Here is a 14,118-nt window from a genome sequence, read left to right on the forward strand (position 1 = left end):
TCGTTAGCTCATCACGTTGCCGCCATCGACATTGTATGTCTGGGCGGTGATGTAGTCCGATAATGGCGAGGCAAGAAACAGTGCCATGCCAGCGATGTCATTGGGCACACCCATTTTCCCGAGGGGGACTTCTTCACCCACGAGTTTTTTCTTTTCACCCAGTTGGCGGTTTTCGTACTTGGCAAACAGGGCATCCACGCTATCCCACATTGGGGTATCAACCACGCCGGGCGAAATGCCATTCACTGTAATCCCGTGCTCTGCAAGGGCAAGCGCTGCGGATTGGGTATAGCTGACCACCGCAGCCTTGGTCGCGCAGTAATGGGCGACGAGCGCTTCTCCTCGTCGTCCTGCTTGTGACGCCATATTGATGATCTTGCCACCGTTCCCAGCTTCAACCATCGCCTTAGCGACATCTTGCATCAGAAACAACATGGCTTTCACGTTGACGTTGAACAGCTTGTCAAACTGCGCTTCAGTGGCTTCAAGGAACGGCCCCATGTCGAACACCGCCGCATTGTTAAACAGCACATCAATGCCGCCAAACTTCGATACTACGGCGCTGACAATATGCTGACGCGCCTCAGCATCTGTGATGTCAGCATGCCGATACGCAAGGTTGTCGCCATATTTATCGAGTAGAGCACTCACGCCAGGGGAGGGATCTTTGGGTAAATCGACTATCACACATTTCGCCCCGCTGGCGAGGTAGGCATAGGCCACCGCCAGACCAATGCCACCGTTCGCACCAGTAAGTAACGCGACTTTGCTATCGAGCACCGGCTTACCGTGAAGGTCGAGAGAAAGTGTCATGGGTAGCGCTCCTCATATTCGTCTAATGTCTGCTTGATTTGAATGGCAAGGGATTCACCGAAAAACGGATAACGTTGATTGAGCCCCTGCCAGACATCAGGGTCTTGCAAGAAGGCATCGATTGGGTCAGTTTGATCCATCCACCCTTGTGCAACCGCGAGGTAGGGGTCTTTATAGTTAAACGCAAAGCGACCACTGATGTTGAGTGCCAGAAAGCAGTACCAGTGTGCAATGAGCCTCATCGCAGCGGTTGGCATATGTTCACGCTCTAAATTGAGTCTCACTGTTGGCAAAATGAACTGCGGAAATTTGCTGATGCTGTCCATCGCAATGCGCTCTATAGAATCGGCAATGTATGCATTGCTGAAACGAGATATGATGATTGATCGATATTCTTCTAAGTCAAACGGGCGATCATCAATCGTCGGGATGACTTCATTTTGATGATATTGCTTGAGCCATTTGTTGAGTTCAGCGTCACGAATGTTCTCATCGTAGCTGTGATAGCCACGCAGTGCACCCACATAAGAGAGCAGAAAATGACCGCCATTAAGAATTCGGATTTTTGCTTCTTCAAATGCATGTACGTTGTTGGTGAAGGTCACGCCGACTTTATTAAGTGGAGGAAAGTCGGTCGCGAACTTATTTTCAATCACCCACTGCTCGAAATCTTCCCCCATGATTGGGCAGGCATCATCCACGCCTAACTCTCGCTTAATCTCTTGTGACAGATTCGCTGGTGGCACGGGTGTAATTCTGTCCACCATCGAACACGGGAAAGTGACGTTGTCACTCATCCAGTTTGAAAGGTCACTTAACTCAGCGGCCTCAATAAACTGACCAAAAGCTTTTTCAAGACGCTTACCGTTGTCGCGCAAGTTATCGCACGTGGCGACGGTGATAGCGCCTGATGCCATACTTTGGCGAGTGAGCAGTGCGAGTGCAAGGTAGCCATAGAGAGTTTTAGGTTGTCCGTTACCTTGGCGAATGACGGTTATGTCATGTGAAACCTCAAGGTTGGCGAGGTTAAGATCGTCGCTGTCAGTAAGGTAGTAACCCGCTTCTGTCACTGTAATAGTTAGGGCTTTAACGGCGCTATCATTGAATATACGTTCAATCACAGAAGGGTCGGCCGAGGCATCTTCTACGCGGTCGATACTGTCTATCTCAATGTATTGTGCTGTGCCATCTGGGGCGATGCGTTTGAAATGATAGAGACCTTGTTGCTGTCTCAACGCATCGGGTATACGGCGTGTGTCATCTCGTAAATTCACATCGGTGTAATACCAGCGATCAGCTTCTGGGAGCTGATCGTTGAGCAGCTTTAAGTAAAAAGCCTGATGACCGCGGTGGAAGGCACCAATACCAAAATGCACAAGGCGGTAGTTTTCAGACATGGCTAACCTCACCGTATATGTTGGTGGCTTTTTCTTCTTTGTCAAAAAGATAAACTTTTGATGGGTCCAATTTTACGCCAACAGCATCACGCAACTTAGGCGTGAATTTAGGGTCTGCACGCACGACGATGGTTTCGCCACTCAAGGTACGGACGTAGGTTAGCGTTTCGCTGCCCAACTGTTCAATGACTTCGACGTCCCCGTTGATGTCACCTTCATTTGGCGGGCAGATGGTCAGGGATTCAGGACGAAAACCGATGCTTCCTGCACTCAATGCCCCATCGTTATATTCGCCTTTAGGTAACTGAATGCGAGCGTCTTCATTGAATGAAACGTCCAGTGTTTCTCCATCAATCACCTTGTTTACTGGTAAGACATTCATTTTTGGCGTCCCAATGAAGGTGGCGACAAAACGATTGGCGGGCTGGTGGTAAAGTTCAAGCGGTGTACCAATTTGTGCCACTTCGCCTTGACTCATGATCACCACTTTATCCGCCAGTGTCATGGCTTCGATCTGATCATGCGTCACGTAAATCATGGTGCTTTGAAGCTCTTGATGCAGCCTTGAAAGTTCGATACGCATTTCGACACGCAGCGCAGCATCGAGGTTAGACAAAGGTTCATCAAACAGAAAGACTTTCGGATTTCGTACGATGGCGCGACCAATCGCGACACGTTGACGCTGACCGCCAGAAAGTGCTTTTGGCTTGCGATCAAGCAGGGCGTCCAGCTTCAGCGCTTTGGCGACCTTACCGACTTTCTCTTCGATTTCTTCGGGTGAGCGTTTCGCTAGTTTTAATGCGAAAGACATGTTGTCTTTCACTGACATGTGCGGGTATAGCGCATAGCTTTGGAACACCATGGCCACGTCGCGCTTAGAAGGGTGGGTCTCGATGATCGATTCACCATCCAAGCAAATATCCCCGTCTGAGGATGACTCCAAACCTGCAATTGTCCGCAGCAACGTCGATTTACCGCAGCCAGACGGTCCAACGAAAACAACGAATTCCCCTTTTTTAATCTCAAAGTCGATATCCTTGAGCGCGAGGACGTCGCCGTATTTTTTGTATAAGTGTTTGACTTGTAAGTAGCTCATTTAACAGCCCCAAAGGTTAATCCCTGAACCAGTTGTTTCTGACAGAACCAACCAAGAATGACGATAGGCGCACACGCAAGCGTAGATGCGGCAGAAAGCTTCGCCCAGAACAATCCTTCTGGACTTGAATAGGTGGAAATCATGGTGGCCAGCGTGCCTGCGTTCGCAGACGTTAAGTTGATTGACCAAAATGCTTCGTTCCAGCTCAATACGATGGATAACAATGCTGTTGAAGCAATGCCACCTAACGATAATGGAAGCAACACATGTCGAATTTCACCTAAGGTATCTGCCCCATCTAGGCGCACTGCTTCAAGGATGTCACGCGGGATGTCCTTGAAGTAAGAGAACAGCATCCACACCACAATCGGCAGATTGATTAGGGTATAAATAATCGTGAGTGCAAACGTGGTATCGAGCAATCCTGTCTTTTGGCACAGCACATAGATTGGAATTAAAACGCCAACCGCAGGAAGCATCTTGGTAGACAACATCCAAAGCAACATATCCTTGGTGTGTTTTTGAGGATAAAACGCCATGGAATACGCGGCGGGAATCGCAATGAGCAGCGCCAATATTGTTGAGCCGAACGCTGTGATCACCGAGTTAATCGCAAACTTCATGTAGTCACTGCGCTCTTGCACAATGCCAAAGTTTTCAATCGTTGGTTCAAAGATGAACGCGGGTGGCACCGAAATCGCTTGTTGTTCGGTTTTGAATGCCGTTATTAGCATCATAAAGATTGGGAAAAAGACCAGTAGCGCCAATGCCCAACAAATAATGGGTCGGAGCCAGCCTGTTTGGTCAATAAGTGAAACTTGTTTAGCCATAATGCCTCCTTAAGCGACCAGGTTTTTGCCAATGGCACGGATGAGAAAGAACGCGACAATGTTGGCAAGAATGACTGCTATCAAACCACCCGCAGAGGCGACACCCACGTCGAATTGCATCAGTGCTTGCGCGAAGATCAGGAAGGCGAGGTTGGTGGACTCGTAGCCTGGACCACCGCCGGTGGTGACAAAAATCTCAGCAAAAATCGACAACATGAAGATGGTTTCAATCATCATGACGACCGCGATGGGACGTGCTAAGTGTGGCAGCGTGAGATAACGGAACACTTGCCAGCCTGTCGCACCGTCAAGTAGTGCTGCTTCTTTTTGCTCGTGATCCATCGATTGCAGCGATGTGATAAAAATGAGCAGTGCAAAGGGCATCCATTGCCAACTGACCATCGTGATGATGGAGCCAAGAGGGAAAGCGGTAAGCCAATCTATAGGCTCTAGTCCAACACTTTCCCACACTGATGCCAGCACACCATAAACGGGGTGCATCATCATGTTTTTCCAGATCAGGGCATTGACCGTGGGCATGATGAAAAAAGGAGAAATAAGCAGGACACGTGCAATGCCGCGACCAAAAAAGGGCTTATCTAACGCAATGGCGATGAGCAGCGCGCCAATTACAGTGACCACTAGCACCATGCCAACTAAGGTCAAGGTGTTGATCAGTGCAGGCCAAAATGCATCATCGGTATAAAAGAACTCGAAATTCATCGAGCCGATAAATTCGTTCTCTCCGGGGTAAAGCAGGTTATATCTGATGGTTGAGAAATATATCGTCATGGAAAGAGGGACGATCATCCAGAGCAGCAAGCTGACAAAGGAGGGCGCAACCAGCAGTCGAGGCAACCATTTTTGCATAGCGACTATCCGAAAACTTAAGAAGAAGTAGCCGGACAGCGAACTGTCCGGCGAAAGGGGTTTACTTGTAGTACCCAGACTTACGCATTTCGCGATCAGCTGATTTGTTGGCGCTTTGAAGCGCTTTTTCTACCGTTGTTTTGCCTGCTAGTGCAGAAGACAATTGCTGACCCGTTGCAATACCAATGGCTTGGAATTCAGGGATGGCAGCAAATTGAACACCAACGTAAGGACTTGGGTTTTGTGTGCTGTTGGCGGGATCAGCAGAATTGATGGCAGCCAGTTCCGCTTCAGCAAACGATGCGGCATCAAGGAATGCTTGTGTCTCATACGTTGATTGGCGTGTACCTGTCGGTACGCTTGCCCAGCCATTTTTCTCTGCCACTAACTTGATGTAGTCTTTTGACGTTGCCCAAGTGACAAATTTCTGAGCTGCTTCCGTGTTTTGGGTTGCAGCGGGTACTGCCAGCGCCCATGCCCATAACCAGTTCGCACCGCGATCGGTGACGGCAACAGGAGACTGTGCAAAAGCCACTTTGTCATGCACTTTGCTCTGTTTTGGATCGGTAATGAACGAGGCTGCAATAGTGGCATCAATCCACATACCGCACTTGCCTTCATTGAACAGGGCGAGGATTTCGTTAAAGCTGTTTGAGCTAGAGCCCGGAGGGCCGTAAGTGCTAAGGAGATCCACGTAGAAGTTAACGGCATGATTCCATTCTGGCGAGTTCAATTGCGGTTTCCAATCTTCATCAAACCATTGAGCACCAAACGAATTTGCCATGGTGGTGACGAAAGCGGTGTTGTCGCCCCAACCAGGTTTACCACGAAGACAGATACCGTAAACGCCGTTGTCGGGGTCGTGAATTGCAGCCGCGACGTCACGAATGTGTCCCCAAGTCGCTCGGTCTGGCACTGTCATACCTGCTTTGTCTACCAGGTCTTTACGGTACATGACCATGGAGCTTTCGCCGTAGAACGGAACGGCATACAGTTTACCGTCTAGTGACAAGCCAGCGCGCATTGACGGAAGTAGGTCATCAACATCGTAAGTCGCGTCGGTTTCGATTTCTTTCAACCAACCTTTCTCTGCCCAAATTGGCGTCTCGTACATACCGATTGTCATGACATCAAACTGACCACCTTTGGTCGCGATATCTGTTGTAACACGTTGACGAAGTACACCCTCTTCGAGTGTCACCCAATTGAGTTTTATATCGGGGTTCTGCTTTTCAAACTCTTCGCTAAGCTTTTGCATTTCGATCATGTGACCGTTATTCACCGTCGCGATGGTTAATTCGGTCGCCGCAGAAGCGGACATTGAGAAAGCGGTACAGCATGCAGCAAAGGCGGTTAACGTTTTCCTTGTAGACAGCATTTTTAGTTCCTCATGGTTAAAAGATGAACATTCTTTGTGTTAACATCTGTTTAACAATATAAGTACAAAAAAAGGCAATAGTGAATAAAAGCGGTGAAGAAAAGTACTTTTCTTTATGAGGAATGATGATTTTTTTACTTTTTGGTGCGGCGGTAGTTTGGATAATTAGGCAGTTGTAAGTTAGAGCTGCCTTTTTATTAAGGCAGCTGTATGGCGTGGTTTTTCTGATGAATCAGCAGTGTAGGGCTTTAGATTCAAGCTCTGTCAGCAAGTCTTCTGATATCGCAATGGGGGGGTGTTTTAGTATGCGTTCGCAGTAAAGCGTCATGAAATCTTCGCGGATCAGCTGTTCTAATTCTGTGGCGCGTTCTGTTGGGCAAAATATACGAATATGGACCTGTGGGTCTCCTAAGTCCGTCGATGTGACTTGTACGTGCGGATCGGCACCTGGGAGATCGACACCGGCATGGCGCTCAATCACATGGTTGTATCGTGTTGCTACTTCGTAAAAATCTTGGCAGTGATCATCAATGTGCGCCAACAAGCTTGGTACCATCGGATACAGATTGGTCGTTTCTTTTACTGTGATTTTAAACTCATGATAAACATAGCGTTTCATGAAGTTAAGGTTTTTTACTGGCGTGGTGAAAAACAGGCTGTTAGGAAACGTGGCAGTTTTACCCGTGTAGTTATATGTCCCGTGGTAGAGATCAATTTCCTGGATTTTTGTCGCCATCAAATTGTGCTCAATCACTTCACCGCATAGAGAGCCGACTTCAATCCATTCACCAATTTGAAACGACCGCGAACTCGCGCGTTGGATCGATCCTGTAAAACACAGAATGATTTCCTTCGAAGCAACTACCACGGCTACCGCAATGGCAGTCAGTGACAGTGCAAATTCATTGATCTCTGACTGCCATACCAAAAACATCACGATCAGCAGAATGGTGAAGGATCCGTTTTTGGTTTGTGAGATCCATTTGCGCTGTTCTTCGCTAAGAAAATTGGTATCGCCCCAAATGAACTTGATCATGATGCGTCGAATCGTCCAGATGACGGTGATGATCAACAAGGTCAGGAGAAATTTGTGCTCACTAAAAAAAGTGATGAGTGACTGAAGTTGTTCCACTGGTGCTTCCTGTTATACGCGAGTGCTTAAATCGGTAAATGCTTCGGCGCAACACTACTGACTAAATTGAGGCTTATCAAGGGACAGCAAGCGCTGTTTTTGATATTGCGCAGTTAGCGAGGCCGCTATTTCCTAAAGTTTAGCGTGTTGAAGGAGATCGTGGGGTTTGCAGGTGTTTTCTTATTGGTGTGCAGGTCAGTGTTGGAAAACGATGGTGGCCATAGATAGTGGCGATATAACACAATGTATTGCACATCAGCGCCTTACATTGATACACATTTTCGTGCCAAAAATAACCGCCAATAACTCATGTCCATGCCTTTATCAATCACCGATCATCAACCATGATTATTGAATAGCGATCAGCTGTCGCATTTAAGATTTTGGTGTTTTATTTATGGTGTGTTGGCGTCAATTCAGTGCTTTGTGTTTTCTCTGTTCGCCAATCGCCGTCGCGACTGCAGCAAACATCGAAAAGGTAAGCGGTCAAAGTGCGTTACTCTCAGACGTTCAGCGCGCTACCTATTCGCGCTCGCAATCGCCATTTTCTGGATTTGTACCTACCGAAACCGTTGTTTTGCCTAATGGCAAGGTCAAGTCGAAACACCAGCAATACTATCAAGGTCTCCCTGTTCGAAAAGGCCGTATTGTTTCTGATAAAGATGCTGGTGGTTTTTCCAATGCACGCGGTAAACATGTGACTGGGTTGTCTCAAAGTTTGACGGCCGTCACCCCCTCGGTCAGTCATCAACGTGCAAAACAATTACTTAAAAATCAGCACCTGCTGTCACCGCCTTTTGTTGATGTTGTTATCCCTGAAGATGAAACTAGCGAGTTGTTTGTATGGCTCGATGATAACAATGTTCCTCGTTTAGTTTATGAAGTCAGCTTTTTTATTCCAACTCAAAAACCAACACGACCACATGCTTACATCGATGCAAAAACGGGTAATATCCTCAAAATGTGGGAAGGTCTAGCGCATGCGGCAGATATTGGTCAAGGGCCAGGTGGCAACACGAAAACAGGGCGTTATGACTACGGTGTTGATTACGCAGGCTTGAATATCAATAAGGCAGCCAATACTTGTACGCTTGAAAATACCAATGTGAAAACCGTTAATTTGAACCATGGAACGTCGGGGTCTACCGCGTTTTCATATACGTGTAATGACAGCAGCAATACCAATACACACATAACCATCAACGGTGCCAACTCTCCTTTGAACGATGCGCATTTCTTCGGCCAGCTTGTGTTTGATATGTACAACGATTGGCTGAGTATGGCGCCCCTTTCTTTCCAGCTTGTGATGAGGGTGCATTACAGCAACAACTACGAAAATGCTTTTTGGAATGGATCATCCATGACATTTGGAGATGGCTACAGCACCTTTTATCCCTTGGTAGATGTCAATGTGTCTGCGCATGAGGTTAGCCATGGATTCACAAGTCAAAATTCCAATCTGATTTATTCGGGAATGTCGGGCGGCATCAATGAAGCTTTTTCCGATATTGCGGGTGAGGCGGCAGAGTATTACTGGAAGGGTAGTGTTGATTGGGTAGTCGGTGCGGACATTTTCAAAACTGGCAGTGGGTTGCGCTACTTCGTGACCCCATCCGATGATGGTCGTTCGATTGATCATGCCAGTGAGTATTATTCGGGTATGGATGTTCACTACTCGAGCGGTGTGTTTAATCGTGCTTTTTATCTCCTTGCCAATACCTCAGGTTGGGATATCAGAAAGGCATTTGAAGCGTTTGCATTCGCCAACAAACTGTATTGGGAAGCAAGCTCTGATTTTGATGATGGCGGTTGCGGCGTTGTTCGAGCCGCAGACGATCTCGGTTACAACACTTCAGATGTGATCGACGCTTTTGAACAGGTGGGTGTCTACGCCTGTTTGGATGCAATCGAATTGTTGGATGAAATACCAGTTTCGAATACTAGCGGCGGTGCGGGATCTGAAACCTATTATTACTTCCCGCTTCCGACAAACACGGATAATGCTACGGTCGCCATGTCTGGTGGGACGGGTAATGCCGACCTGTACGTGAAGTACAACGGCTGGCCGACTCCTTCGGATTATGATTGCATAGCGGCTGGGGCAAACAACAATGAAGTGTGCGACGTGACCTTGCAAGGAAGCGGCGAATACAACGTGTTGGTGGTTGGAGACACGAGTTATAGCGGTGCAACGATAGAACTTGATGTTACGGTAACGCCACCTCAAACATTAGCGGTAGGAGAGAGCGTGTTAAGCCTCGCGGGTAGCCGGGGCGACATGTTGTTCTATCTCTTCGAGATACCTGAAGATGGTAGTGATTTGGACGTGAGTATCGCTGGCGGTTCGGGTGACGCAGACTTGTATTTGAACCTCGGTAGTACACCGTCTCAGTCAGATTTCGATTGCCGCCCCTACTATTACGGAAATAATGAAACATGCACGGCATCTGGCGAGGCAGGAGACACATTCTATGTGATGCTTCATGGCTATAGTGACTTTGCTGGTGTGGCATTATCTCTGCAAAAAAGCACGCCATCGTTGCCGCCAGAACAGCGCGCTGACCCTCTCGACCCTGCGACACCGATAACCAATCTGCAGGGCACTGCTGGTGAGGCAATTTATTATTCCTTTACCATCACCAGTGCTGGCGTGTTAGCTTCAAATCGCGCAACATTGAACGCCAGTGGTTTTTCTGCGGGTGGCGTAACCATTTCTTTGGCTGGAGGTTTGGGGGATGCAGACCTTTATGTACGAGCAGGAGAAGCGCCGACTACCACATTGTATGACTGCCGATCTACGTCGAGTTCAAATCAGGAAACGTGTTCACTGTCTGGAATGAGTGCAGGCACTTACTACGTGATGATTTATGGTTCTCAGGTCTTTGAAGGCGTGACCTTGTCGATGTCGGAAACATCAGGTTCAGATCAGCCCAGCGCAGAAGCAGTTGGTGGCGGCGGAGGTGGGGGCACAATGTTTTTAAGCTGCTTCGCGTTAGTGTTCTGGTTGAAATCTCAGTGTGCCAAGAAAAGAAATAAAAACATCGCGGTTTTTTGCCTGCGTTAGTTTGCGACTTGAGTTTCGGATATCGCGATCTTTTCTAACGTTTTTCTGCTGGTGGGGGCGCCTGAAAGTGCAGGCTTAGTTTTGAAAAAGGCCATGATTTGGTCAGCACTGACCTCTGAAGAGAGTTTTGTTGTGTCTACTTCAAAGTCATAGCTCATATTGGTGTGTACATGGTTGTATTCACTTTCTGCCAATCCAATAGCACGATCTCTACGCTGGCGTTCTCGTTCCATTGCCACAAGCAAATGACATTTCACGCCTACGAGACAAACATCAAACTCTGACAATGCGTTGAGCATATCGAGTTTTTCCTTCTCTGGTATCCATGCATTATCGAGAATTAATCTGCAGCCTGCCTTTGCCAGTCCGCGTGCAGCTTGATGGTAACCTTCCACTAATTTTGGGTAACTGTAACCGTCGCGAGTAATGGCTTTACCCGCCATCATTTTTTGAAGATCGCTAGGAGGAAGTGAATACAAGACGCTATCAATACTGAAATTTAGATACTGGGTTTGCAGTTTCTCGATGAGCACGCGGGCAATGCTGGTTTTTCCCGAACTACCTGTGCCGTTGAGAATGATGATCTGAGGGGGCATGGCGTGATTCTCATCGTTGTAAAAGCATCACTCTATTAAACACCCACACTATTAAAGTGTATAGAAAGTTGGCCATATTTTGAAAACAACATCGCAAATTTAACGCGACGAATGGACATGGGGAGCCAATGCCCAGTTGTTGCAGGGCATTGGAAACCTAGCGTTTAAAAGTAACGACTTCTGTGGACTGCAAGTGGATCGATGTTGTTGCTGGATGTGTTTCTGCTATGACGTTTCCGTGGCGTATGGAGAAGCGCACCGAGACCTGACGGCGTAGAGCATCGAAATCATTCTCTGCAGGAAGAATAATCAAGTTACCTGGCTTTCCAACTTCAATACCGTAGCGACCTTGAATGTTTAGCGTGCGTGCTGAGTGATGGCTGATAAGATCAAGAGAATGATTCAGTTGGTCGTACCCCATGATCTGGCAGACGTGCATGCCCATGTGGACGACTTGTAGCATGTTGGCAGTCCCAAGTGGGTACCAAGGGTCGAACACATCATCATGGCCAAAACAGACGTTGATATTGGCGGCCAGCATTTCTTTTACGCGAGTTATGCCACGGCGTTTCGGATAATCATCAAATCGACCTTGCAGATGAATATTCACCAAAGGGTTGGCGACGAAATTGATGCCTGACATGCTAAGTAAACGGAATAACCGTGAAGTATACGCGCCATTATAACTGTGCATTGCCGTGGTATGACTGGCAGTGACTTTGGCGCCCATATCGTGTTTGTGTGCCAGCGCAGCAACAGTTTCGACAAAGCGGGATTGCTCATCATCGATTTCATCGCAATGTACGTCGATAAGCCGATCATATTTTCGCGCGAGCTCAAATGCAAAATGCAACGACTCAACACCGTACTCGCGGGTGAATTCGAAGTGGGGGATTGCGCCCACAACATCCGCTCCCATTTTCACGGCTTCTTCCAGTAACGCTTTGCCATTGGGGTAGGAAAGAATGCCTTCTTGTGGAAATGCGACAATCTGGATATCCACCCAGTTTTTCATTTCTTCTTTCACTTCCAATATGGCTTTGAGCGCGGTCAGCTTGGGGTCAGAGACATCAACGTGTGTGCGAACGTGCTGGATGCCGTTCGCGATTTGCCACTTGAGTGTTTGCATGGCACGTTTTTTCACATCTTCAATCGACAAGAGCGCTTTGCGCTCTGCCCAGCACTCAATTCCTTCAAACAGTGTGCCTGATATATTCCAGCGTGGTTCGCCAGCTGTTTGGGTGGTGTCTAAGTGAATATGTGGTTCACAAAATGGCGGCAAGGTCATGCCTTTTTCGGCATCGATAACCTTGATATCAACATTGGCACAGATATCTATATCATTGCTTTCAATGACACGAATCACGCCATCTTCAATTAAAATTTGCGAGAGGGATTTTTGACCACGAATAACAACATTTTTAATAAGTAGTGTTGCTGACATGTATTGTTCTTCCATTTTAGTCTTGGCCGACATTCGCTATTGAAGCAAACGTTGCTTTAGCTGTTTTTATCCGGAGGAAACTGTTTGAACATTTCTTTGACTTGTTCCTGAATGAAAACATTTTTGCTTGATGGCGTCATGTTATCAATGAGCTTTCTATTCGATATGGCGCGCCAAATCACTTGGTTTGTGACTGGGTCGACCATCTCCACGACCAGTTGTCCATAGTCTATCTCTTCAACACGAACGGGGGTTTCGTAACCAATGCCAATTCGATTGAAGCCATAACCAAAACGAAAAGATGGACCATAAGCCACACTTTCAGTTTTGGGTTCAATAAAATATCGAATATTTACACTTGGGGCGCTCTCGGTTTCCGTCAGCCCCAGTAGGCGTAATTCTGCTTCTACTGCACGTTTTATTCGACTGTTATCCAAAGAGATCGGTACAGAAGATGGGTGGGAGACGATCTCGAAAGATTGAATGTCACTGTAGAGATATTGTTGATCGTAGTCGGTGTAAACGCTTTTTGCGCACCCCGTCAATACCGATATAAAAAGAAGTGAGACAAGACGTAAGTGCATGAAAGCCCTCTCTGACATTGTGATTGTAAATTAGATCTAGATGCGGTGACTTCAATATCTGCAAGTTAGTATCTTGAGGTTGCTTGAGTAAGACAATCAAAGTGACAAAAAAGTTGCTGAGCTTGAAGTTATGTATAAACCGGCAGGAGGTCATGTCGAGAATGGATAAGGGGGCATAAAGACTCGAAAAGAGCCTTTCGTTGAAAATGCTATGCGTTGGTATTTGCCGTAAGAGATAAGGCTTCTTGCGTAAGAGGGTGAGTCGGAGCAAGTTTTCTCATTTCTTGTGCCCAAGCTTTTGCAACATGGGGTTCTTTCATATCCAAAGCCGCTTTTACCGCACCAAGGTGTATCCATGCTTGTGGGTCAAATGGATAATACTGAAGTTGTTCAGACGCCAACATGTTTTTGAGCATATTGTACCCACGCTCTTTTTGATGAAGTAAATCCGGCGTATTCACAAATGTTATAGCCGCAATGGATTGTATGTAAATTCCTTCGTTCAGACCGTAATAGGGTTTGGAAAATGATTCGTTAGACAGCAATCTTAACGACTTGTTGAGTGACGCCATACCCAACGTTGAGTACTTTTCTTTGTCCCAAGGTAACCAAGAATCTCTGGCTTTCACATAGAGGGTGCTGCCGTAGTATGCGGTGAGCAGGGCATCTTCTGGATATTGCCTTAGTAGACTGTCGACGGCACTTAACACATGTTCTCCAGCCCCGCTTACCCCTGACGTTGCATCGATGAATACTTCCTGAAGTGTTTTCGGGATAGGGTTAGCGTTAACTTGGGCAAACCAGATAGGCATAATGCTTGTAAAAACGAGGATGCCGCAGATGAGTGTGCGACTAAGTAAGCTGTCTTTACGTGGCATTCCTTGCCTCCAAATACGAAAAAGCGTGTTTTGTAT

The 14,118-nt window shown here is 47.1% G+C and carries 12 protein-coding genes; 1 reads left to right on the forward strand and 11 read right to left on the reverse strand.

Going from position 1 to position 14,118, the window contains the following annotated elements:
- Window positions 1-3 precede the first annotated feature (3 nt).
- The 7 genes from AC3CIC_RS22715 to AC3CIC_RS22745 all read right to left on the reverse strand — a co-directional run bounded on the left by AC3CIC_RS22715 (window position 4) and on the right by AC3CIC_RS22745 (window position 7,516).
- A complete protein-coding gene (locus AC3CIC_RS22715; protein ID WP_488516336.1) occupies window positions 4-813 on the reverse strand; it encodes an L-iditol 2-dehydrogenase in 810 nt (269 codons plus the stop codon).
- Complete coding sequence (locus tag AC3CIC_RS22720; RefSeq protein ID WP_488516337.1) at window positions 810-2,210, reverse strand: mannitol dehydrogenase family protein; 1,401 nt, start codon at window positions 2,208-2,210, stop codon at window positions 810-812. The genes AC3CIC_RS22715 and AC3CIC_RS22720 overlap by 4 nt, the downstream gene beginning before the upstream one ends.
- Window positions 2,203-3,306, reverse strand: a complete 1,104-nt coding sequence (locus AC3CIC_RS22725; protein WP_488516338.1) for an ABC transporter ATP-binding protein — start codon at window positions 3,304-3,306, stop codon at window positions 2,203-2,205. Before AC3CIC_RS22725 ends, AC3CIC_RS22720 begins: the two co-directional genes overlap by 8 nt.
- A complete protein-coding gene (locus AC3CIC_RS22730) occupies window positions 3,303-4,136 on the reverse strand; it encodes a carbohydrate ABC transporter permease (RefSeq protein WP_016960404.1) in 834 nt (277 codons plus the stop codon). Before AC3CIC_RS22730 ends, AC3CIC_RS22725 begins: the two co-directional genes overlap by 4 nt.
- Before the next feature lie 9 nt (window positions 4,137-4,145).
- Complete coding sequence (locus tag AC3CIC_RS22735; RefSeq protein ID WP_016960405.1) at window positions 4,146-5,006, reverse strand: carbohydrate ABC transporter permease; 861 nt, start codon at window positions 5,004-5,006, stop codon at window positions 4,146-4,148.
- Between the two features lie 61 nt (window positions 5,007-5,067).
- Complete coding sequence (locus tag AC3CIC_RS22740; protein WP_488516339.1) at window positions 5,068-6,384, reverse strand: ABC transporter substrate-binding protein; 1,317 nt, start codon at window positions 6,382-6,384, stop codon at window positions 5,068-5,070.
- Window positions 6,385-6,616: 232 nt separating this feature from the next.
- A complete protein-coding gene (locus AC3CIC_RS22745) occupies window positions 6,617-7,516 on the reverse strand; it encodes a mechanosensitive ion channel family protein (protein WP_016960407.1) in 900 nt (299 codons plus the stop codon).
- Window positions 7,517-7,913: 397 nt separating this feature from the next.
- Here AC3CIC_RS22745 and AC3CIC_RS22750 point away from each other — a divergent pair, with 397 nt between their 5' ends.
- Window positions 7,914-10,580 carry a M4 family metallopeptidase gene (locus tag AC3CIC_RS22750; RefSeq protein WP_488516340.1) on the forward strand — a complete coding sequence of 889 codons (2,667 nt, stop codon included), beginning with the start codon at window positions 7,914-7,916 and terminating at the stop codon, window positions 10,578-10,580.
- Here the strand turns inward: AC3CIC_RS22750 and AC3CIC_RS22755 are convergent.
- From AC3CIC_RS22755 to AC3CIC_RS22770, 4 genes are all read right to left on the reverse strand, one after another.
- Window positions 10,577-11,176, reverse strand: coding sequence for a chloramphenicol phosphotransferase CPT family protein (locus AC3CIC_RS22755; RefSeq protein WP_488516341.1), 600 nt, complete (start codon window positions 11,174-11,176; stop codon window positions 10,577-10,579). The genes AC3CIC_RS22750 and AC3CIC_RS22755 overlap by 4 nt on opposite strands.
- Window positions 11,177-11,333: 157 nt before the next feature.
- On the reverse strand, window positions 11,334-12,620 hold the full coding sequence (locus tag AC3CIC_RS22760; RefSeq protein WP_488516342.1) for a cytosine deaminase: 1,287 nt from the start codon (window positions 12,618-12,620) through the stop codon (window positions 11,334-11,336).
- A gap of 56 nt (window positions 12,621-12,676) precedes the next feature.
- Window positions 12,677-13,204 carry a DUF4136 domain-containing protein gene (locus AC3CIC_RS22765; protein WP_488516343.1) on the reverse strand — a complete coding sequence of 176 codons (528 nt, stop codon included), beginning with the start codon at window positions 13,202-13,204 and terminating at the stop codon, window positions 12,677-12,679.
- Between the two features lie 209 nt (window positions 13,205-13,413).
- The gene (locus AC3CIC_RS22770) at window positions 13,414-14,082 is read right to left on the reverse strand and encodes a hypothetical protein (RefSeq protein WP_488516344.1); all 669 of its coding nucleotides are present in this window, start codon (window positions 14,080-14,082) and stop codon (window positions 13,414-13,416) included.
- Window positions 14,083-14,118 lie beyond the last annotated feature (36 nt).

The sequence above is a fragment of the Enterovibrio sp. QJM3NY_24 genome, from assembly GCF_057786035.1.